The sequence below is a fragment of the Aeromonas sp. EU05-FHT14A05 genome, assembly GCF_058791175.1.
Genome location: NZ_JBYTDH010000006.1, coordinates 116,651 through 136,649, shown reverse-complemented (window position 1 = coordinate 136,649; position 19,999 = coordinate 116,651). Strand labels below are relative to the sequence as shown.

Below are 19,999 nucleotides of genomic sequence, written 5' to 3'. Positions count from 1 at the left end.
CAATGGAAAGATAAGAATCTACACTGTGGCTTCGATCCCCGACCCGGCAGAAGCACAGATATGTCAGCCTATTTCATTCGCCGCCAGCGGGCCATGACCCGCCGTTTCTGGGGCTATGCCCTCCCCTCCATCATGGCCATGCTGGTCTCCGGCGCCTATTACCTGGTGGATGGCATCTTCGTCGGCCACTATGTGGGGGCCGCCGGTCTCGCCGGGATCAATCTGGTCTACCCGGTCATCATGGTGCTGATCGGCCTCGCCGCCATGATCGCCATGGGGGCGGCGACCGCCATCTCCCTCCAGCAGGGGGCCAGAAACGTCGCCCTGGCCCGCCAGGCCCTGGTCAATGCGCTCTGGCTGCTGGGGCTGCTGGGGGCCCTGGCGCCGCTGCTGCTGCACCACTGGCACATCGACATCCTGCTGGCCCTGGGCATCACACCGGACACCGAGACCTGGCAACAGGCCAGCGACTACCTCGGCTGGATCGGGGGCGGCACCCTGCTGCTGGCCAGCAACCTGGCGGTGCCCTATCTGCTGCGCAACGACGGTCGACCCCGCCTCGCCATGGTGCTGGTGAGCGGCGGTGCCCTGCTCAACATACTGCTCAACTACATCATGGTCGGCCGCCTGGGGCTGGGGCTGGTGGGCACGGCCCAGGCCACCCTCATCTCGGAAGGGGTGGTCAGCCTGCTTGGCCTTGGCTATTTCTTTACCTCCCGCGCCAGGTTGCGGCTGGACTGGCGTCAGCTGGTGCCCAGCTTCCCGGCCATGCCCAGGCTGCTGTTCACCGGGCTGCCGAGCCTGATCGCCCAGTTCAACCTGGGGTTGCTGCTGCTGCTGCACAACAGCCAGCTGATGGTGCACGGCTCGGTCAAGGATCTGGCGGGCTTCACGGTGGCGGGTTACACGGAGGCGGTGTTCATCGTGATCCTGCAGGGGCTGGCCTTCGGCATCCAGCCGCTGATCAGCCAGGCCACAGGAGCAGGGCGCCAGCGGGATCTCAGATTCCTGATGACCATGGGGCTCAAGATCACGCTCATCTACGGTCTGGCGGTCTGGCTGCTGATCCAGCTGCTGCCCCGCCAGGTCGCCATGCTCTACACCGGGGATCAGGATGCCGAACTGCTGGCCGCCGCCGTCAGCAGCCTGACCCTCAACCTCGCCGCCATACCGCTGGAGGGGATCATCATGTTCGGCATAGTGCTGCTGCAGTCCATGGCGCGCACCCGCCAGGCCCTGGTCATCTCGGCCGCCAAGACGGCGCTGCTGCTGCCCCTCATCTTCCTGCTGCCGCTCTGGTGGGGCCGCGACGGCGTGCTGCTGGCCCAGCCCGCGACCGTGCTGCTGCTGACCCCGCCGCTCTGCTGGCTGTTGTGGCGGGAGTGGCGTCGCCTCGCGCAGGCCAAGGCCCCCCGCCACCCGCGCCGCCCCCTGGTACAGGTGAGGCAGGAGGTGATGACGAGATGAGATCCCAGGTTTTCTGCCACCCATAAAAAAAGTCCCCGCAATGCGGGGACTTTTCACAAGAGATGATCGCCGGGCATCAGCAGTAGCCGTAACCCAGCAGGCGCTGGTAGCGCTGCTCCAGCAACTGGTCGCTGTCCAGCGGGCGCAAGGCCGCCAGGTCTTGCTTGATGCGATCCTTCAGGCGCTGGGCCATCAGCTCCACATTGCGGTGGGCGCCGCCGAGGGGCTCTTCGACGATGCTGTCGATGAGCTTCAGCTCCTTCAGGCGCTGGGCGGTGATGCCCATGGCATCGGCGGCCACCGGCGCCTTGTCGGCGCTCTTCCACAGGATGGAGGCGCAACCTTCCGGCGAGATGACGGAGTAGGTGGAGTACTGCAGCATGTTGACGCGATCGCCGACGCCGATGGCCAGCGCGCCGCCTGAGCCGCCTTCACCTATCACGGTGCAGACCACGGGCACGGTCAGACCGGCCATGACTTTCAGGTTGCGGGCAATGGCCTCGGACTGGCCACGCTCCTCGGCACCCACGCCGGGGTAGGCGCCCGGGGTGTCGATGAAGGTGATGATCGGCATCTTGAAGCGCTCGGCCATCTGCATCAGGCGCAGGGCCTTGCGGTACCCTTCCGGGCGCGGCATGCCGAAGTTGCGACGGATCTTCTCCTTGGTCTCACGACCCTTCTGCTGACCAATCACCATGACGGGCTCGCCGTCTAGGCGGGCGATGCCGCCGACGATGGCCTTGTCATCGGCGTAGGCGCGATCGCCGGCCAGCTCGTCGAAGTCGGTGAAGATCTGCTCGATGTAGTCGAGGGTGTAGGGGCGCTGGGGATGACGCGCCATCTGGGACACCTGCCAGGCCCCCAGATCGCCGAAGATCTTCTTGGTCAGCTCTTCGTTTTTCTTCTCCAGCCGACGGATATCTTCGCTGAGATCCACGGCACTGTTGTGCTCGCTCACATGGCGAAGTTCATCGATCTGAGCCTGCAATTCGGCGATCGGCTGTTCAAAATCCAGAAAAAGACTCATAGGGACAATAGATCCTCTAATCAAAAACCAATTCAACCCGCTCTCGTCCAAGCAGGACTCGCAAGTCATCTATCAGTTGATCGGTGGGCGTCACCCGCCACTCGGTACCGAGCGTCAATCGCGCCCGGGAGCCGGGCCGACGATAGTTTACCTGAACCGGACAGACTCCGGCACGGGCGGGCTCCAAAATCTCGCACAAACGCGGGAAAAAGCGTTCGTCAATGCGTTGTTCATCGAGGGAGATGCGGATCGCCCTGGCGAAACGCTCCCTCGCATCGTTGATATCCAGCAATTCGCGGGCCGACATTTTAAGGCCACCGGAGAAGTCATCAAAGCTGACCTGTCCAGAAACCACTAAAATACGGTCTTTTTGCATCAATTCTTCGTATTTTTCCAGCGCTTCACTGAAGAGGGTCACATCCAGACGGCCGGATCTGTCGTCCAGGGTGAAGATCCCCATCTTGTTGCCGCGCTTGGTCACCATGCTGCGGGCCGCGATCACCAGCCCCGCCGCCGTGGTCACCGTATCCCGGGAGGTGGGATGCAGATCGCACAGCCGGCCCGAGGTGTAGCGACGCAGCTCGCCGCTGTACTGGTTGATGGGGTGGCCGGTGAGATAGAGCCCGAGGGTCTCCCGCTCCCCTTCCAGCCACACCTTGTCGGGCCAGTGCGGCACGTTGGCGAACGCCTTCTTGACGTCGTCTATCTCCTCGGTAAGCACCCCGAACATGTCGACCTGCCCCACCGCCTGGGCCTTGGCGTGCTGTTCGGCGGCGCGCATGGCTTCTTCCAGCGTCGCCATCAGGGCGGCGCGGTGGGGGCCGAGCCGGTCCATGGCGCCGGAGAGGATGAGTTTTTCCATCACCCGCTTGTTGAGCTTCTTGATGTCGACCCGGTTGCAGAAGTCGAACAGATCCCGGAAGGGGCCGTCCTGATCCCGCGCGCTGAGTATCGCATCTATGGGGCCCTCGCCGACCCCCTTCACCGCGCCTATGCCGTAGACGATATGACCATCTTCGTTGACCGAGAAGCGATAGCGGCCGGTGTTCACGTCAGGGGGTATGACGGTGAGCCCCATCCGCTGACACTCGTCCACCAGCGTCACTATCTTGTCGGTGTTGTCCATGTCCGCGGTCATCACCGCCGCCATGAACTCGGCCGGGAAGTGGGTCTTGAGCCAGAGGGTCTGGTAGGAGACCAGCGCATAGGCGGCGGAGTGGGACTTGTTGAAGCCGTAGCCCGCAAACTTCTCCACCAGATCGAAGATCTTCATCGCCAGCTCGCCGTCGACGCCGTTCTTGATGGCGCCCTCCTCGAAACCGGCCCGCTGCTTGGCCATCTCCTCGGGTTTCTTCTTGCCCATGGCCCGGCGCAGCATGTCCGCGCCGCCCAGCGTGTAACCCGCCAGGGTCTGGGCTATCTGCATCACCTGCTCCTGGTAGAGGATGATGCCATAGGTGGGCTCGAGTATGGGCTTGAGGCTCTCGTGCTGCCACTTCTCGTCCGGGTAGGAGATGGCCTCCTTGCCGTGCTTGCGCTCGATGAAGTTGTCCACCATGCCGGACTGCAGCGGGCCCGGACGGAACAGGGCCACCAGGGCGATCATGTCTTCGAAGCAGTCGGGCTGCAGCCGCTTGATGAGATCCTTCATGCCGCGGGATTCGAGCTGGAATACCGCCGTGGTCTCGAAGCGCTGCAACAACGCGAACGACTTCTTGTCGTCGATGGGGATGGCGGCGATGTCGACCGGCGGCTTGCCCTCCTTGGCCAGGCGCGGGTTGATCATGCCGAGGGCCCAGTCGATGATGGTGAGGGTCCGCAGCCCCAGGAAGTCGAACTTCACCAGGCCGGCGTACTCCACGTCGTTCTTGTCGAACTGGGTCACCGGGTGGTGGCCGGAATCGTCGCAGTAGAGCGGCGCGAAGTCGGTGATCTTGGTGGGGGCTATCACCACACCACCGGCGTGTTTGCCGGCGTTGCGCACCACACCTTCCAGTCGGCGCGCCATGTCGATGAGGTCCTTGACCTCCTCGTCCTGCTCGTAGAGCTCCGGCAGCTTGGGCTCGGCCTCGAACGCCTTGGCGAGCGTCATGCCCGGATCCGGCGGAATGAGCTTGGAGATGCGATCCACGAAGCCATAGGGGTGGCCCAGCACCCGGCCCACGTCCCGCACCACCGCCTTGGCCGCCATGCTGCCGAAGGTGATGATCTGGGAGACCGCCTCCCGGCCATACATCTCGGAGACGTGGTCGATCACCTCGTCCCGTCTGTCCATGCAGAAATCGACGTCGAAGTCGGGCATGGAGACCCGCTCGGGGTTCAGGAAACGTTCGAACAGCAGATCAAACTCGAGGGGATCCAGATCGGTGATCTTGAGGGCGTAGGCCACCAGGGAGCCCGCCCCCGAGCCCCGGCCCGGGCCAACGGGGATGCCGTTGTCCTTGGACCACTGGATAAACTCCATCACGATGAGGAAGTAACCCGGGAAGCCCATCTGGTTGATCACCTTGAGCTCGATGTCGAGGCGCTCGTCGTACTCGCCACGCTTGGCGGCGCGGACTTGCGGATCCGGGAACAGGAAGGCCAGGCGGTCTTCCAACCCCTCCTTGGACTTCATCACCAGGAAATCTTCGGTGGTCATGTCGCCGGTCGGGAAGTTCGGCAGGAAGTACTCCCCCAGACGCACCGTCACGTTGCAGCGCTTGGCGATCTCCACCGTGTTTTCCAGCGCCTCCGGGATGTCGGCAAACAGCTCGCACATTTCTTCCTGACTGCGCAGGTACTGCTGCGGGCTGTAACGGCGCGGACGGCGCTTGTCCATCAGGGTGTAGCCGTCGTGGATGGCGACCCGGATCTCGTGGGCATCGAAGTCGTCGGCCCCGAGGAACACCACCTCGTTGGTGGCCACTACCGGCAACTCGAACTCGGCGGCGATGGCCACCGCCATGTGCAGGTAGACCTCCTCGTCTGGGCGGCCGGTACGCAGCAGCTCCAGATAGTAGGCATCCGGGAAGTGAGTCCGGTAGAAGGCGAGGCTCTGCTCCACCATCTGGCGGTTGCCCTTGAGCAGGAACTTGCCGAGATCCCCCTCGCGCCCGCCGGAGAGCACTATCACCCCCTTGGCGTGCTCGACCAGCCAGCCCTTGTCGATGACAGGCCGCCCCTGCACGTGGCCGCGCTGGTAGCCGCGGGAGATGAGCAGGGTGATGTTCTGATAGCCGTCATTGTCCATGGCGAGCAGGGTGAGGCGGAACTGCTCGTCGCCGAGCTCCTCGCTCTGCACCCAGAAATCCGCCCCGACGATGGGTTTGATCCCCTTGCCGTGGGCCGAGCCATAGAAGCGCACCAGGCCGCACATGTTCATCTGGTCGGTCAGGGCCAGGGCCGGCATGTTGTTGGCCGCGGCCGCCGAGACGATGGGGCCGATTTTCTGCAGGCCATCGACCATGGAGAAGTCGGAGTGGACCCGCAGGTGGACGAAGCGAGGATCGGCCATCTATTCGATCCCCAGCGCCCGGCGCACCGGTTTGAAGCTCTGCCGATATTCAGGCAGGGGGCCGCGCTCGGCCAATATGGCGAGGTGTTCGGCAGTGGGATAGCCCTTGTGGCGGGCGAAGCCGTACTCGGGATGACGGCCGTCAAGCTCGGTCATCTCGGCGTCGCGGGTCACCTTGGCGAGGATGGAGGCGGCGCTGATGGCGGCCACCAGGCTGTCCCCCTTGACCACGGCACGGGCCTCCATCGGCAAACTTGGACAGCGGTTGCCGTCGATAAAGACCAGCTCGGGGGTGATGGACAAGCCCGCCACGGCGCGCTGCATGGCCAGCATGGTGGCGTGCAGTATGTTGAGCTCGTCGATCTCCTTCGGGGTGGCGCGGCCGATGGACCAGGCCAGGGCCTTTGCCTTGATTTCGCCGTACAGGGCGAGGCGCTTCTTCTCGGAGAGCTTCTTGGAGTCGGCGAGGCCTTCGATGGGATTGGCGGGATCCAGGATCACCGCGGCGGTGACCACGTCACCCACCAGGGGGCCACGGCCCACCTCGTCAACCCCGGCAACCCGCTTGTCTTGTGGAATATCGATCGTCATATCACAGGCCTTGAATCAAAACCGGCCCCGCAGGGCCAGTATCAGCACAACATAACGCCAACAGCGCGCCGCCAGCCACCCTAACTGTCGAGCAGCTCGGCCACCGCCTCGGCGGCCTGCACATCGGCGTTGCAGCGGATCTTCTGGTGCAACTTGGTGAAGGTGGCGATGAGCTCGCTGTTGTCGTGCTCCAGCAACTTGCTGACCTCTTCCACCAGATTGGCCGCAGTGCACTCATGCTGAATGAGCTCGGGCACCAGCATCCTGTCTGCCAGCAGATTCGGCAGGGAGACGTACTCCGTCTTCACCAGCCACTGGGCCAGCCAGTAGCTCAGCGGCTTGAGCTTGTAGCCCACCACCATGGGGCGCTTCACCAGCATGGCCTCCAGCGCGGCCGTGCCGGACGCCAGCATCACCACATCGGCGGCAATCATGGCCTCACGGCCCTGACCGTCCAGCAGCACCATGTCGAGATCCGGCGCCACCTCAGCCTTGATGGCGAGGAACTGCTCGCGCCGCTTCTCGTTCACCAGCGGCACTATGAAGCCGAGATCCGGGCAGTGCACCGTCAGGTGCTTGCAGGCCTCGAGGAAGACGGGGGACATGAAGCCGACCTCGGCGCTGCGGCTGCCCGGCAACACCGCCAGCCAGCGGCGGCCCGGCTCGAGGCCGAGGGTCTCGCGCATCTCCTGCCGATCCGGCACCAGGGGAATGTCGTCCGCCATGGTGTGCCCGACGAAGCGGCAGGGGGCATCGAAGCGGTCGTAGAAGGCTTTCTCGAACGGCAGGAAGGCGAGCACCATGTCGGTGGCGGCCTTGATCTTGTGAATGCGGCCCTGACGCCAGGCCCAGACCGAGGGGCTGACGTAGTGGACCGTCTTGATACCGGCGCGGCGCAGTTTCAGCTCCACCCCGATATTGAAATCCGGTGCATCCACCCCGACGAAGATGTCCGGGGGATTGGCAATGAAGTGGCGCAGCAACTCGCGGCGCACCTGGAGGATCCGGGGCAGACGTCCCAGTACCTCGCTGATGCCCATGACGGAAAGCTCTTCCATCTCGAACAGGGCCTTGACGCCCAGGGCCTGCATGCGCGGCCCGGCGATCCCTTCGAACTGGGCATCGGGATAACGAACCAGCAGCTCGCGCACCAGACCGGCAGCCAGGATGTCGCCGGAGGTCTCTCCGGCGACTATGCCGATGCGGATGGGCTTAGGCACGGATGATCCCGCGCTCGTTGCCCTTGAGGAAATCCACATAGAGCTGGACAGCCGGCTCGGTGGCCGCCATCTCGCTCAGTACCGGCAGCACCTCTTCGATGGTCTTGCCGGAGCGGAAGATCTCCTTGTAGGCACGCTTGACGGCCGAGATGGCTTCGGGCGTGAAGCCGCGACGACGCAGCCCTTCGGAGTTGACCCCGAACGGCTTGGCGTAGTTGCCGGCGGCCATCACGTAGGGCGGCACGTCCTTGTTCAGGGCGGCGCAGCCACCGACGAAGGCGTGGGAGCCGACGCGGCCGAACTGGTGAATGGCAGACAGACCGCCGAAGATCACGAAGTCACCGATGTGAACGTGGCCAGCCAGGGTCGCGTTGTTGGCGAAGATGCAGTTGTCACCGATCATGCAGTCATGGGCCACGTGCACGTTGACCATGAAGAGGTTGCCGCTGCCAACCCGGGTCAGGCTCTGATCCTGGGTGGTGCCGCGGTGCACGGTGCAGTTCTCGCGAAACACGTTGTTGTCGCCGATCTCGAGGAAGGTGCGCTCACCGGCGTACTTCTTGTCCTGGCAATCCTCACCGATGGAGGTGTGCTGGAAGATCTTGTTGCCACGGCCGATCCTGGTCGGGCCCTTGATCACCACGTGGGACCCCACCCAGGTGTCGTCACCTATCTCCACCTCGGCACCGATGACGGTAAAGGGGCCGATTTCCACCCCTTTGCCGATCACGGCAGACTCATGGACGATGGCGGTATCGTGGATGATGGCAGTCTGGTCAATCACGGTTACACCTCGCGTTTGGCGCACATCAGTTCGGCAGTACAGACCACTTCACCGTCGACTGTGGCAACGCCGGTGAACTTGGCGATGCCGCGACGCTCCTTCAGAAACTCTACGTCGAGCACCAGCTGATCGCCAGGGCCGACCGGACGCTTGAAGCGGGCGTTGTCGATGGAGGCAAAGTAATAGAGCTCGTTGGGGGACGGCTTGCCCACCATGGTAAAGGCCAGGATACCGGTCGCCTGGGCCATGGCTTCCAGGATCAGCACGCCGGGGAACACCGGCTTGGCCGGGAAGTGCCCCTGGAAGATCGGCTCGTTGAACGAGACGTTCTTGATGGCGCGCAGGGTCTTGCGCTCATCGCTGATCTCGTAATTTTCCACCTTGTCCACCATCAGGAACGGATAACGGTGGGGCAGCAGATCCATGATTTCCTGGATCCCCAGGCTTTTCTTTTCAGTAGTCAAAACAGTACCCTATACCAATCGTGATTATTCTTGATCCAGCTTTTTCTCAAGTCGGCTCAACCGCTTGTGCATCTCTTCGATACGCATCACCCGGGCGGCGGTCTTGCGCCACTCTTTATTGGTTTGCAGGGGGATGCCTGAAGAGTAGATTCCGGGCTCGGTAATGGGTCGCATCACCATGGCCATACCGGTGACGGTGGCCTGGTCGCAGATCTCCATGTGCCCGTTAAAGACGGAGGCGCCGCCAATGATACAGTATTTGCCGACCTTGAGACTACCGGCCATCACGGTCGAGCCCGCCACGGCGGTGCCGTAGCCAATCTCGACGTTGTGGGCGATCTGGCACTGGTTGTCGATGATGACGTTGTCCGCGATGCGGGTGTCTTCCAGGGCACCGCGGTCTATGGTGGTGCAGGCACCGATTTCCACCCGGTTGCCTATGGTCACGCCGCCGAGCTGGGGGATCTTGATCCACTCGCCACGCTCGTTGGCATAACCGAAACCGTCGGCCCCGATCACGGTGCCGGCTTGCACCAGACAATCCGTGCCCAGGGTCACGTTATGATACAGGGTGACGTTGGCCCACAACCGGGAGCGTGCTCCCAGTCGGGTATCCTTGCCAACGAAACAGCCCGGGCCGATGCGGACATCATCCCCCAGCACGACGCCGGATTCGATGACCGCATTGGCGCCGATGGCCACTCTCTCGCCCAGTTGCACATCCGCCGCGATGACGGCACTCGGATGGATATCCGTGGCCGGCTGCGGTGTGGTGTCCAGCAGTTGGGCTACCCGGGCAAAGCCCACATAGGGGTCTTTGAGCACCAGGGCATTGGTGGGGCAAAACGGCAGGTCCGCCTCAGTGATGAGCACGGCAGTCGCCTTGCTCTGCTCCAGGAAATGCCGGTACTTCTTGTTGGACAGGAAGGCAATCTCCCCCTCCCCGGCTTTTTCCAGTGTCGCTACCTTGCGGATTTCCCGGGTCCCATCCCCATGGACCTCGGCCCCCAGTTGCTGGGCCAGCTGTGCGAGAGTGAATGCCATCAATTAGTTGCTCTTGCTTACCTGAGAGATAACCTGGCTGGAGATGTCCAGCTTGCTGGCGGCATAGGGAGCAGCATTGCGCTCCAGCACCAGATCGTAGCCATTGCTCTTGGCGATGGCGTCGATGGCAGCCTGCACCTTGGTCAGGATCTTGTTGCGCTCTTCAGCCTGACGACGGCCGTTGTCCTGCTCGAACGCCTGACGCTTCTGGTTGAACTCCATCTGCAGCTTGGCCAGCTTCTCCTGGTTCTGCTTCTTCTGCTCGTTGCTCATGAAGGCTTCGTCCTTCTTGAACTTCTCGACCAGAGCCTGACCGTCGGATTCCAGCTTCTGCAGCTCGCGCATGCGCGGCTCGAACTCGCCCTTCAGTTTCTTGGCCACGGCTTCACGCTGGGGCAGCTTTTGGAAGACTTCGCCCATGTCGACCACGGCGATCTTGGTCTCAGCCCAGGCGGAGCCCATACCGGCAGCCATCAGTGCAAAACTCAAACCAGCTACTTTCAACGCTTTATTCACACTTACTCCTTGGTCCCTCGGTCGAGGGCTACCTGATTTACCTGATTGTGCAAGCGATCTCTGGGACCGGCTTGTTACCTGGTGAGGCACGCAAGCTGCGCGTCCCATCATTGAATACCCCCTGCTGGGGGCGGGCCAGCCTTTAGAAGGTACGGCCGATGTTGAAGGAGAAGACTTCGGTATCGTCCCCTTCGTATTTCTTGAGCGGCTGTGCCAGCACGAACACCAGGGGTCCCATGGGGGAGAGCCACTGCAGTGACAGACCCGCCGACATCCGGATATTGGTGGGGTCAGAATAGTCCATCAGATAGTTACAGCCACTGAAGCAACGGTTCTGGTACTGACCATATTCGAAGGTGGTATCCCACACGGTACCGGCATCGATGAAGAAGCTGGTCCGCAGCTGGGGCTGGTAGCTTTCAGACGCGAACGGCGTCGGCACTATCATCTCGAGGGAGGCCACCGCCAGGGCATTGCCCCCCACCGAGCTGTCGGTACCCTGGATCACGTCGTTACCGCCCAGGTTGTAGTAGTAGAGCGCCTTCGGACCGACGGTGTTGCTCTTGAAGCCGCGCAGGGTGTCGAAGCCACCGGCGTAGTAGTTCTCGAAGAAGGGCAGCACGTGGTCGTAGTCACCGTTGCTGCCGTAGCCATTGCCGTAAGAGGCGCGGGCCTTGGCCAGCATGACCCACTGGTGGTCGGCATCAAACGGGAAGTAATGGGAGTCTTCGGCGTTGAGCTTGAAGTACTGCAGATCCATGCCAGGCACGGTCACCTTGGCGTTCACCCGCTGACGGTCACCGGCGGTCGGGAACTGACCCTTGTTGAGGGTGGAGCGAGTCCAGCCGGCGGTGACGTCCACGGTGTTGAACACCATGCGGTTGTCGCCATCCAGGTTGGCCTGATACACCTTCCAGAACTCATCCACCTGCACATAGGGGTTGGGCTGGGAGAGCTTGTTGTTCTCGTAGCCGAGGCTGAAGTCGAGACGGTTGTTCTCGTTGACCGGGAAACCGCTGGAGAGACGGAAACCTATGGTGGTGTTTTCGTAGTCGACGATGTTGGCATCGGCCGCACTGAACTTGTTGTAGTAGAGACGGCCGCCCAGGCTGACCCCATCGACGGTGAAGTAGGGATCGTTGTAGCTGAGATCGATGTTCTTCGAGTAGTCGTTGGTGCTGGCGTTGATGCCGATCTTCTTGCCGGTCCCCATGAAGTTGTCTTGCTGCAGGCCCGCCTGCAGGCTCAGACCAGACTCGGTACCGTAGCCGATGCCGGCGTTGATGGAGCCTGCCGGCTGCTCCTTGACCTTGAAGTCCAGATCGACCTGATCGTCGCTGCCCGCCACCCGCTTGGTGTCCACTTCCGCGGTCTCGAAGAAGCCGAGGCGGTTGAGACGGGTCTTGGACTGCTCGACGTTGTCGGAGGAGAGCCAGGTGCCTTCCATCTGACGCATCTCGCGACGCAGCACTTCGTCCTTAGTGGTGACGTTGCCGCTGAAGTTGATGTTGCGCACATAGACACGGGGACCCGGCTCTATGTTGACGATCAGCTCCACTTCCTTGGTCTGGTCATTGACCTGGGGGAAGGTGACCACTTTCGGGTAGGCGTAGCCATAACGGCCGAGGAACTTGGAGAGCACCTCTTCGGTGTGGGTCACCTGGCTGGCGGAGTAGACGCTGCCTGCCTCTATGGGGATGAGCCCCTTCATATCGCCGCCACGGTCGATGAGATCGCCCTTGAGCTGCACGCCGGAGACCTTGTACTGATCCCCTTCCTTGATGTTCAGGGTGACGTAGACGCCCTTCTTGTCAGGGGTCATGGAGACCTGGGTGGACTCCTGAGCGAAACGGATGTAGCCGCGGTCCATGTAGTAGGAGCGCAGCACTTCGATGTCACCGGCCAGCTTCTGCTTCTGATAGCGCTGATCGCCGGTGAAGTTCCACCAGGGCACATCGTCCTTCAAGGAGAGCTGGGCCAGCAGTTTCTCTTCCGGGAACACCTGGTTGCCGACTATGTTGATCTGCTGGATCTTGGCCGCTTCCCCTTCCACGAAGGTGAACTTGAGGTCGACCCGGTTGCGGGGCAGCGGGGTGACTATGGCCTTGACCTTGGCGGAGTACTTGCCCACGCCGTAGTAGAAATCTTCCAGTCCCTTCTCGAGGGAGCTCAGCACGGTGCGATCCAGGGGGTCGCCGACGCGGATGCCGGAGGACTCCAGGCTCTGGGTCAGCTGCTCCTCCTTGATGTCCTTGTTGCCGGAAAACTCGATGCTGGAGATGGTCGGGCGTTCCTTCACCACGACTTGCAGCACCTGGCCGTCACGATAGACCTTGACGTCCTCGAAGTTGCCGGAGGCATAGAGCTTCTTGATGGCGTTGGCCAGGGCCACCGAGTCCACGGAGTCACCGACCCGGACCGGCAGATTCAACAGGGCGGCGCCCAGGGTCACCCGCTGCAGACCCTCGACCTGAATGTCTTGCACCACAAAAGAGGCAGGGGCCGCCTGAGCCAGGAAGCTGGCTCCCAGCAGGCAACTCAACACCAATGCTTTTTTAACAGCCATTTTGTTCTTATGTGTCCTTGTTGATGCTCTAGCCTCAGAGGCGAGCGAAATCATTAAACAGCGCAATGCCCATCAGTAACATCAGAATGGCGGCGCCTATCCTGAACCCAATTTCCTGAATTTTTTCTGGTACCGGCTTGCCGGTGACTGCCTCGATGAGGAAGTAGACCAAATGGCCCCCATCCAGCACCGGCAGGGGGAACAGATTGATGATCCCCAGGTTGACGCTGATGAGCGCCAGGAAACCGAGGAAATAGACCAACCCGTAATCTGCGCTGCTGCCAGCCCCCTTGGCGATGGAGATGGGGCCGCTCAGGTTGTCCAGGGAGACGATGCCACCGATCAGCTTGCCGATCATGTCGAAGGTCAGCGTGATCAGGCTCCAGGTCTTCTGGACCCCATGCCACAGGGCTTGCAAAGGCCCATACTGTAACAGAACTCGATACTCATCCGGTAATGGAACCAGTTGCGGCGACAGGCCGACGAAACCGACCAGCTGGCCCCGTACTTTTTTCACATCCGGGGTCAGGGTCAGGGTCAGATCGCTGCCCTCGCGCTCCACCGTCACCTGCAGTGGCTGCTCCGGTGATTGCTGCACCCTCTCGACAAACTCGGTCCATTCGGTAATCGCCTGATCATCCACGCCCTTGATGCGATCGCCCACCTGCAGACCCGCCTTCTCGCTGGCGCTCGAGGGCACTATGGCCTGCACCACGGGCAGCACCTTGCCGCCGAGGGGGACTATCCCCAGGCTGCCGATGGGGGACTCCTTGTCCGGATCGAAGCTCCAGCTTTCCAGCATCAGCGTCTTGTCGACGGCGTAGCTGGCGCCAGGCGCCTTCAGCTTGAGCTGTACCGACTTGTCACCCAGGTGGCTGATGAGGGCATAGGTCACGCTCTCCCAGTCTCCGGTGGCCTCGTCGCCGACGCCGACGATCTCCATGCCAGGCTCTATGCCGGCCTGGGCCACGATGGACGCAGGGCGCACCTCGCCGACCACAGGCTTGACGCTCGGCACCCCTATCATGAACATCAGCCAGAAGGCGAACAGGGCGAATACGAAGTTCGCCATGGGGCCGGCCGCGACTATGGCCATCCGCGCCCAGACACTCTTGTGGTTGAAGGCCTGCGCTTCCTCCCCCGGCTTGAGTTCATCGACCCGGCCGTCCAGCATCTTGACGTAGCCGCCGAGCGGGATCAGGGCCAGCACATACTCGGTGCCATCCTTGCCGATGCGGCGCCAGATCGCCTTGCCAAAGCCGATGGAGAAACGCTCGACCTTGACGCCGCAGCGGCGGGCTACCCAGAAGTGGCCAAATTCATGCACCGCCACCAGCAGCCCAAGGGCCACGATGAAGGCGCCAATATTCCACAACACGCCGCCCATCAGAGCTTCACCTCGACATCATTCCCGAAGGCGTAGAGAGAGGCCGCTGGCCACCACAGTCCGTTCATCGAGCAAGCCCCTCTATCAGTTGCTGGGCATGGGCACGGGCCCTGCCATCCAGCGCAATCAGATCCTCCAGCGAACCTGCGGCACTGGTGCCCAGTGTCGTCATGATGGATTCGTTGACTCTGGCAATATCCATAAATCCAATGCGCTCTGCAAGAAAAGCCGCGACGGCCTCCTCGTTGGCGGCATTGAGAGAGGTGGTCGCCGCCTGCCCTTGCTGGCAGGCCGCCATGGCCAGTGCCAGGCAGGGATAACGGGCGTAGTCGGGGCGGATAAAGCTGAACTCTCCGACACTGAAGAAATCCAAAGGTTCCACGCCGGACTCAATCCTGGCCGGGTAGGCCAGGGCGTGGGCGATGGGGGTACACATGTCCGGGTTGCCGAGCTGGGCCAGCACTGAACCGTCCTTGTACTGCACCATGGAGTGGATCACCGACTGGGGGTGGATCACCACCTGGATCTGCTCCGGGAGGGCGTTGAACAGCCAGCGCGCCTCTATGTATTCCAGCCCCTTGTTGATCATGGTGGCGGAGTCCACCGAGATCTTGGCCCCCATGGACCAATTGGGGTGCGCCACCGCCTGGGCCGGCGTGACCCTGGCCAGCTCGTCGATGTCGGTATAGCGGAAGGGGCCGCCTGAGCCGGTCAGCAGTATCTTGCTGATGCCAGCCCCTGCCAGATCGCAGAAGCCCGGCTCGCGCTGGATGGCCTCGGGCAGGCACTGGAAAATCGCATTGTGTTCGCTGTCGATGGGCAGCAGCTCGGCGCCGTGATGGCGCACCGCCTCCATGAAGAAGGCGCCGGACATCACCAGGGCCTCCTTGTTGGCCAGCAGGATCCGCTTGCCTGCACGCACGGCGGCCATGGTGGGTGCCAGACCCGCCGCACCGACGATGGCCGCCATGACGCTGTGGGCGTCAGGGTGAGCGGCCACTTCGCACAGGGCAGCCTGACCACAGAGCACCCGGGTGGGGCAGCCGTGGGTCTTGAGTCGGCCGGCCAGATCGCTGGCGGCCTTCTCATCCACCATGACGGCGAAACGGGGGGAGAATTCGAGACAGTCCCGCACCATGGCGTCCACGCTGCGAGCCGCAGTCAGCGCCAGCACCTGCCAGCGCCCCGGATTCTGCCGCAGCACTTTCAGGGTGCTCTGACCGATGGAGCCCGAGGCTCCCAGAATGACCAGATTGCGCATCAGAACTCCTGACCGAGCAGCAGATAGCTGAGCAGGAAGACGGGCAGCGCCGCCGTCAGGCTGTCGATGCGATCGAGGATGCCGCCGTGGCCCGGCAGCAGGGTACCGGAATCCTTGATGCCGGCCTCCCGCTTGAACATGCTTTCGGTCAAGTCGCCGAGCACGGACGCCAGTACCGCCAGCAGGGAGCAGAGCAGCACGACCCCCATCTTGGCCGGCACGAAGCCCATGAACCAGGTCACGCCTATGGCCAGCACGCTGGCGGTAAAGAGGCCGCCCAGCATGCCCTCTATGGTTTTACCCGGGCTGACGGCCGGGGCCAGCTTGTGCTTGCCGAACGCCTTGCCGAAAAAATACGCGCCAGAATCTGCCGCCCAGACCAGGCCCATCACGAACAGCAGGATCCAGGCCCCCATCATGGGGTCGTGATAGAAGTTGTACCCACGGATGGCCACCAGGGACCAGAAGAAGGGCACCAGGGTCACCAGACCGAACAGGGACTTGAGCCAGACGGACTCTTTCCACAGCCTGGCGCTCCTGGGGTAACGCAGCACCAGCAGCAGCCCGAGCAGCCACCAGCTGATGGCGGTCCAGAGCACCCCCATCACCAGCGGATGCAGCTGGGGGATCCAGAGTTGCTCTACCGGCACCCAGAACAGGCTGGCACCGAGCAACAGACAGAACACCAGCGGCAACCATTGTTGCGGCTGGGCAGAGACGAAGGCGCTCCACTCACGGCTGGCCAGCAGAAAGACCAGGGCAGCGAGCAGGGCAAAGAATTTCAATGGCAGGAAAAACAGTGCCCCCAACACCAGGGGTACTAACAGTAATGCGGTAATAATTCGTTGTTTTAGCAAAAGAAACCTCTCTCTTGGGAGCGGGGTTTAGCCGGTCTGTTGCGCGGCGATCAATTCCCGTATCTGTTCACCCGTACACCCGAAGCGACGCTCGCGAGCAACGAAGGAGGCAACTGCCCCGCTGAACTCGGCCTCGTCAAAGTCGGGCCACAAGACCGGGGTAAAATAGAGCTCGGCATAAGCAAGCTGCCATAACACAAAATTGCTGATGCGATGATCCCCGCCGGTGCGGATCAGCAGATCCACCGGAGGCAGGTCGGCCATGCAGACCTGACGTGCCAGAGCCTCTTCATCGACCGCCTCTGCATCCAGCTCGCCCGCTGCCACGGCGCGAGCCAGCTTGCGGGCCGCCTGGGCTATGTCCCACTGACCGCCATAGTTGGCGGCGATGTTGAGGGTCAGTCCCTGGTTGCCGGCGGTCAGGGCCTCGGCCTTGGCGATCTTGGCCTGCAGCCGTTCACTGAAACGGGCGGTATCGCCGATCACCTTGAGCCGGATGCCATTGCTGTGCAACTTGTTCACCTCGCGGCCAAGCACCGTCATGAACAGCTCCATCAGGGCATTGACCTCCCCTTCCGGGCGGCGCCAGTTCTCACTGGAGAACGCGAACAGGGTCAGCGCCTCCATCTTGGCACGGGCGGCAAAGGCCACGGCCTCACGCACGGATTTCACGCCCGCCTTGTGGCCAGAGACCCGCATCTTGCCACGGTTCTGAGCCCAGCGACCATTGCCATCCATGATGATGGCGACGTGACGAGGCAAGGACGAGCTGGCGCTATCGCCTAGCGCTGCCAAAAGCGACATTCATTTCTCCCACAAAGACAAAAGCGCCGTGCAGGGGCACTACACGGCGCTCGTAATATACCTGTCGGAGGCTTAGATTTCCATTAGCTCCTTTTCCTTCGCGGCCAGGGCTTCATCCACCAGCTTGACGAAGGCGTCGGTCAGTTTCTGGATCTCTTCCTGGGCACGACGGTCGTCATCCTCGGAGATCTCCTTGTCCTTCAGCAGCGCCTTCAGGTCTGCGTTGGCATCGCGACGGATGTTGCGCACGGCAACCCGGGCGCCTTCGGCCTCGGCACGGACGATCTTGGTCAGATCGCGGCGACGCTCTTCGGTCAGCGGGGGCAGCGGCACACGCAGGGTCTGGCCGTTGCTGGACGGGTTCAGGCCCAGATCGGAGGTCAGGATGGCTTTTTCCACCGCCTGGATCATGGAGCGATCGAAGATGGAGATGGACAGGGTGCGGGCATCTTCTGCCACTACGTTAGCCAACTGTTTCAGAGGAGTGGCGGCACCGTAATACTCCACCTGGATACCGTCGAGCAGGCTCGGGTGAGCGCGGCCGGTACGGATCTTGGACATCTGGGTCTTGAGCGATTCTACGCTCTTGGCCATGCGGTCCTTGGCGTCGTTTTTAATCTCGTTGATCACAGTGGTTTTCCTTTTGGCGAACGAGCCGGCATGCGGCCCGTATCTATCTTGTTTACTGGCGTAATGGACAAGCGCGCCAGGCGGCTCAGGCTTGTCTTACTTGCTGACGTGGTGGATCAGGGTACCTTCCGGCTCACCCATGATAACCCGACGCAAGGCGCCCGGTTTGTTCATGTTGAACACCCGGATCGGCAGATCGTGGTCGCGGGCCAGGGTAAAAGCAGCAAGATCCATCACTTTGAGTTCTTTTTCAAGGACTTCATCATAACTCAGTTCTTGATAGAGCACTGCATCCGGGTTCTTGACCGGATCATCGGTGAACACACCATCGACCTTGGTAGCCTTGAGCACCACGTCGGCTTCGATCTCGATGCCGCGCAGGCAGGCTGCGGAGTCGGTGGTGAAGAAGGGGTTTCCGGTACCGGCGGAGAAGATCACCACCTTGCCGGCGCGCAGCTGGCTGATGGCCTCGGCCCAGCTGTAGGAATCGCAGACACCCTGCAGGGAGATGGCAGACATCAGACGGGCGTTCACATAAGCACGATGCAGGGCATCACGCATGGCCAGGCCGTTCATGACGGTCGCCAGCATGCCCATGTGGTCACCCACCACGCGGTTCATGCCCGCCTTGGCAAGACCGGCACCACGGAACAGGTTGCCGCCGCCAATGACCAGACCGACCTGAACACCCAGCTCAACCAGCTCTTTGATCTCTTGGGCCATCCGCTCCAGCACCGCTGGATCAATGCCAAAACCCTCGGATCCTTGCAGGGCTTCACCACTCAACTTCAGAAGAACACGTCTGTATGCAGGCTTGGGATTGGTACTCATGTCACTGATTCCTGGTCATATAAAGACCGCGACATAAGTCGCGGTCTGGGGAAACGGAAAAACCGGTTCGATTAGGCCTTCTGAGCGGCCGCGATCTGGGCTGCAACTTCAGCCGCGAAATCGGTCTCTTGCTTCTCGATGCCTTCGCCCACTTCGAAACGGGTGAAGGAAACAACGTCAGCGCCTTCTTTCTTCAGCAGCTCGGCCACGGTGATGGACGGATCCTTCACGAAGGGTTGACCAGTCAGGGAAACCTCACCGGTGAACTTCTTCATGCGGCCTTCAACCATCTTCTCGGCGATCTCTTTCGGCTTGCCGGAGTTGATGGCGATGTCGATCTGGATTTCGCGCTCTTTGGCAACGACTTCGGCAGACACATCTTCAGGCTTGACGAACTGCGGGCTGTTGGCAGCGACGTGCATGGCCAGATCTTTGGCCAGGTCGGCAGTACCGCCGGTCAGCTTGGTGATAACACCGATACGGGAACCGTGTACGTAGGTACCCAGGTTGTCACCTTCAACCAGCATCACGCGACGCAGGTTCATGTTCTCACCGATCTTGGCGATCAGGTTGGTGATGGTCAGCTCAACGGACTCACCGTTACCGAAATCGGCGGCCTTCAGGGCGTCGATGTCGGCAATTTTCTGGGTCGCGGCGATGTCGGCGATCTTCTGGCCCATGGCCATGAAGCTGGCGTCTTTGGCGACGAAGTCGGTTTCGCTGTTCAGCTCGATCATGACGGCAACGTTGCCTTCGGTGCGGGCGAAGATCACGCCTTCAGCGGCGATACGGCCCGCTTTCTTGGCGGCCTTGGCCTGACCGGATTTGCGCATGTTCTCAATTGCCAGCTCGATGTCGCCAGCGGCTTCTTCCAGTGCTTTTTTGCAATCCATCATGCCAGCGGCGGTGCGCTCGCGCAGTTCTTTTACCAGGGCGGCAGTAACGTTAGCCATGTCCAGTATCCTCGGTCTTGAATTGACAAGAAACAGGGGCCACAAGGGCCCCTGCTAACCAATTACATCAGCTTGGTTAATAAGGGCTTTACAGTCCTTAT

Annotated in this window: 17 protein-coding genes; 1 reads left to right on the top strand and 16 read right to left on the bottom strand. The window is 61.8% G+C overall.

What is annotated here, in order from left to right:
- The first annotated feature begins 60 nt into the window (after nt 1–60).
- Entirely contained in the window at nt 61–1,467 is a 1,407-nt protein-coding gene (locus AC3WR3_RS11025; RefSeq protein WP_492291861.1) for an MATE family efflux transporter, read from the top strand.
- A 76-nt stretch (nt 1,468–1,543) separates the two neighbouring features.
- Here the strand turns inward: AC3WR3_RS11025 and accA are convergent, their stop codons facing one another.
- From accA to tsf, 16 genes are all read right to left on the bottom strand, one after another.
- Nucleotides 1,544–2,494, bottom strand: a complete 951-nt coding sequence (accA, locus tag AC3WR3_RS11020) for an acetyl-CoA carboxylase carboxyl transferase subunit alpha (protein WP_025327902.1) — start codon at nt 2,492–2,494, stop codon at nt 1,544–1,546.
- Nucleotides 2,495–2,510: 16 nt separating this feature from the next.
- On the bottom strand, nt 2,511–5,990 hold the full coding sequence (gene dnaE / locus AC3WR3_RS11015) for a DNA polymerase III subunit alpha (protein ID WP_492291860.1): 3,480 nt from the start codon (nt 5,988–5,990) through the stop codon (nt 2,511–2,513).
- Nucleotides 5,991–6,581 (bottom strand): ribonuclease HII, encoded by a 591-nt coding sequence (gene rnhB, locus AC3WR3_RS11010; RefSeq protein ID WP_492291859.1) that lies wholly within the window; start codon nt 6,579–6,581, stop codon nt 5,991–5,993. It abuts the gene before it with no gap.
- Between the two features lie 80 nt (nt 6,582–6,661).
- On the bottom strand, nt 6,662–7,801 hold the full coding sequence (lpxB, locus tag AC3WR3_RS11005; RefSeq protein WP_139436539.1) for a lipid-A-disaccharide synthase: 1,140 nt from the start codon (nt 7,799–7,801) through the stop codon (nt 6,662–6,664).
- Nucleotides 7,794–8,585 carry an acyl-ACP--UDP-N-acetylglucosamine O-acyltransferase gene (gene lpxA / locus AC3WR3_RS11000; protein ID WP_139436541.1) on the bottom strand — a complete coding sequence of 264 codons (792 nt, stop codon included), beginning with the start codon at nt 8,583–8,585 and terminating at the stop codon, nt 7,794–7,796. The genes lpxB and lpxA overlap by 8 nt, the downstream gene beginning before the upstream one ends.
- Nucleotides 8,586–8,587: 2 nt before the next feature.
- The gene (fabZ, locus tag AC3WR3_RS10995) at nt 8,588–9,049 is read right to left on the bottom strand and encodes a 3-hydroxyacyl-ACP dehydratase FabZ (protein ID WP_010673414.1); all 462 of its coding nucleotides are present in this window, start codon (nt 9,047–9,049) and stop codon (nt 8,588–8,590) included.
- 24 nt (nt 9,050–9,073) lie between these two features.
- Nucleotides 9,074–10,093, bottom strand: coding sequence for a UDP-3-O-(3-hydroxymyristoyl)glucosamine N-acyltransferase (gene lpxD / locus AC3WR3_RS10990; protein WP_139436543.1), 1,020 nt, complete (start codon nt 10,091–10,093; stop codon nt 9,074–9,076).
- A 3-nt stretch (nt 10,094–10,096) separates the two neighbouring features.
- Nucleotides 10,097–10,609 carry an OmpH/Skp family outer membrane protein gene (locus tag AC3WR3_RS10985; protein WP_139436545.1) on the bottom strand — a complete coding sequence of 171 codons (513 nt, stop codon included), beginning with the start codon at nt 10,607–10,609 and terminating at the stop codon, nt 10,097–10,099.
- Nucleotides 10,610–10,751: 142 nt separating this feature from the next.
- Nucleotides 10,752–13,175 carry an outer membrane protein assembly factor BamA gene (gene bamA, locus AC3WR3_RS10980; protein WP_139436547.1) on the bottom strand — a complete coding sequence of 808 codons (2,424 nt, stop codon included), beginning with the start codon at nt 13,173–13,175 and terminating at the stop codon, nt 10,752–10,754.
- A gap of 34 nt (nt 13,176–13,209) precedes the next feature.
- Nucleotides 13,210–14,562, bottom strand: coding sequence for a sigma E protease regulator RseP (gene rseP / locus AC3WR3_RS10975; RefSeq protein WP_492291858.1), 1,353 nt, complete (start codon nt 14,560–14,562; stop codon nt 13,210–13,212).
- A gap of 64 nt (nt 14,563–14,626) precedes the next feature.
- A complete protein-coding gene (gene ispC, locus AC3WR3_RS10970; RefSeq protein WP_492291857.1) occupies nt 14,627–15,823 on the bottom strand; it encodes a 1-deoxy-D-xylulose-5-phosphate reductoisomerase in 1,197 nt (398 codons plus the stop codon).
- Complete coding sequence (locus AC3WR3_RS10965; RefSeq protein WP_041206258.1) at nt 15,823–16,680, bottom strand: phosphatidate cytidylyltransferase; 858 nt, start codon at nt 16,678–16,680, stop codon at nt 15,823–15,825. The genes ispC and AC3WR3_RS10965 overlap by 1 nt, the downstream gene beginning before the upstream one ends.
- Nucleotides 16,681–16,707: 27 nt before the next feature.
- Entirely contained in the window at nt 16,708–17,484 is a 777-nt protein-coding gene (gene uppS, locus AC3WR3_RS10960) for a polyprenyl diphosphate synthase (protein ID WP_139436553.1), read from the bottom strand.
- A gap of 72 nt (nt 17,485–17,556) precedes the next feature.
- On the bottom strand, nt 17,557–18,114 hold the full coding sequence (frr, locus tag AC3WR3_RS10955) for a ribosome recycling factor (RefSeq protein ID WP_139436556.1): 558 nt from the start codon (nt 18,112–18,114) through the stop codon (nt 17,557–17,559).
- 96 nt (nt 18,115–18,210) lie between these two features.
- Nucleotides 18,211–18,945 carry a UMP kinase gene (pyrH, locus tag AC3WR3_RS10950; RefSeq protein ID WP_025327915.1) on the bottom strand — a complete coding sequence of 245 codons (735 nt, stop codon included), beginning with the start codon at nt 18,943–18,945 and terminating at the stop codon, nt 18,211–18,213.
- A gap of 71 nt (nt 18,946–19,016) precedes the next feature.
- Nucleotides 19,017–19,898 (bottom strand): translation elongation factor Ts, encoded by an 882-nt coding sequence (tsf, locus tag AC3WR3_RS10945; RefSeq protein ID WP_139436558.1) that lies wholly within the window; start codon nt 19,896–19,898, stop codon nt 19,017–19,019.
- Between the last annotated feature and the right edge of the window lie 101 nt (nt 19,899–19,999).

Coding starts and splice junctions, on each gene's coding strand:
- rseP (WP_492291858.1), bottom strand. CDS start 14,562: ATGGGCGGCGTGTTGTGGAATATTGGCGCCTTCATCGTGGCCCTTGGG.
- AC3WR3_RS11025 (WP_492291861.1), top strand. CDS start 61: ATGTCAGCCTATTTCATTCGCCGCCAGCGGGCCATGACCCGCCGTTTC.
- lpxD (WP_139436543.1), bottom strand. CDS start 10,093: ATGGCATTCACTCTCGCACAGCTGGCCCAGCAACTGGGGGCCGAGGTC.
- tsf (WP_139436558.1), bottom strand. CDS start 19,898: ATGGCTAACGTTACTGCCGCCCTGGTAAAAGAACTGCGCGAGCGCACC.
- ispC (WP_492291857.1), bottom strand. CDS start 15,823: ATGCGCAATCTGGTCATTCTGGGAGCCTCGGGCTCCATCGGTCAGAGC.
- dnaE (WP_492291860.1), bottom strand. CDS start 5,990: ATGGCCGATCCTCGCTTCGTCCACCTGCGGGTCCACTCCGACTTCTCC.
- rnhB (WP_492291859.1), bottom strand. CDS start 6,581: ATGACGATCGATATTCCACAAGACAAGCGGGTTGCCGGGGTTGACGAG.
- pyrH (WP_025327915.1), bottom strand. CDS start 18,945: ATGAGTACCAATCCCAAGCCTGCATACAGACGTGTTCTTCTGAAGTTG.
- accA (WP_025327902.1), bottom strand. CDS start 2,494: ATGAGTCTTTTTCTGGATTTTGAACAGCCGATCGCCGAATTGCAGGCT.
- bamA (WP_139436547.1), bottom strand. CDS start 13,175: ATGGCTGTTAAAAAAGCATTGGTGTTGAGTTGCCTGCTGGGAGCCAGC.
- uppS (WP_139436553.1), bottom strand. CDS start 17,484: ATGTCGCTTTTGGCAGCGCTAGGCGATAGCGCCAGCTCGTCCTTGCCT.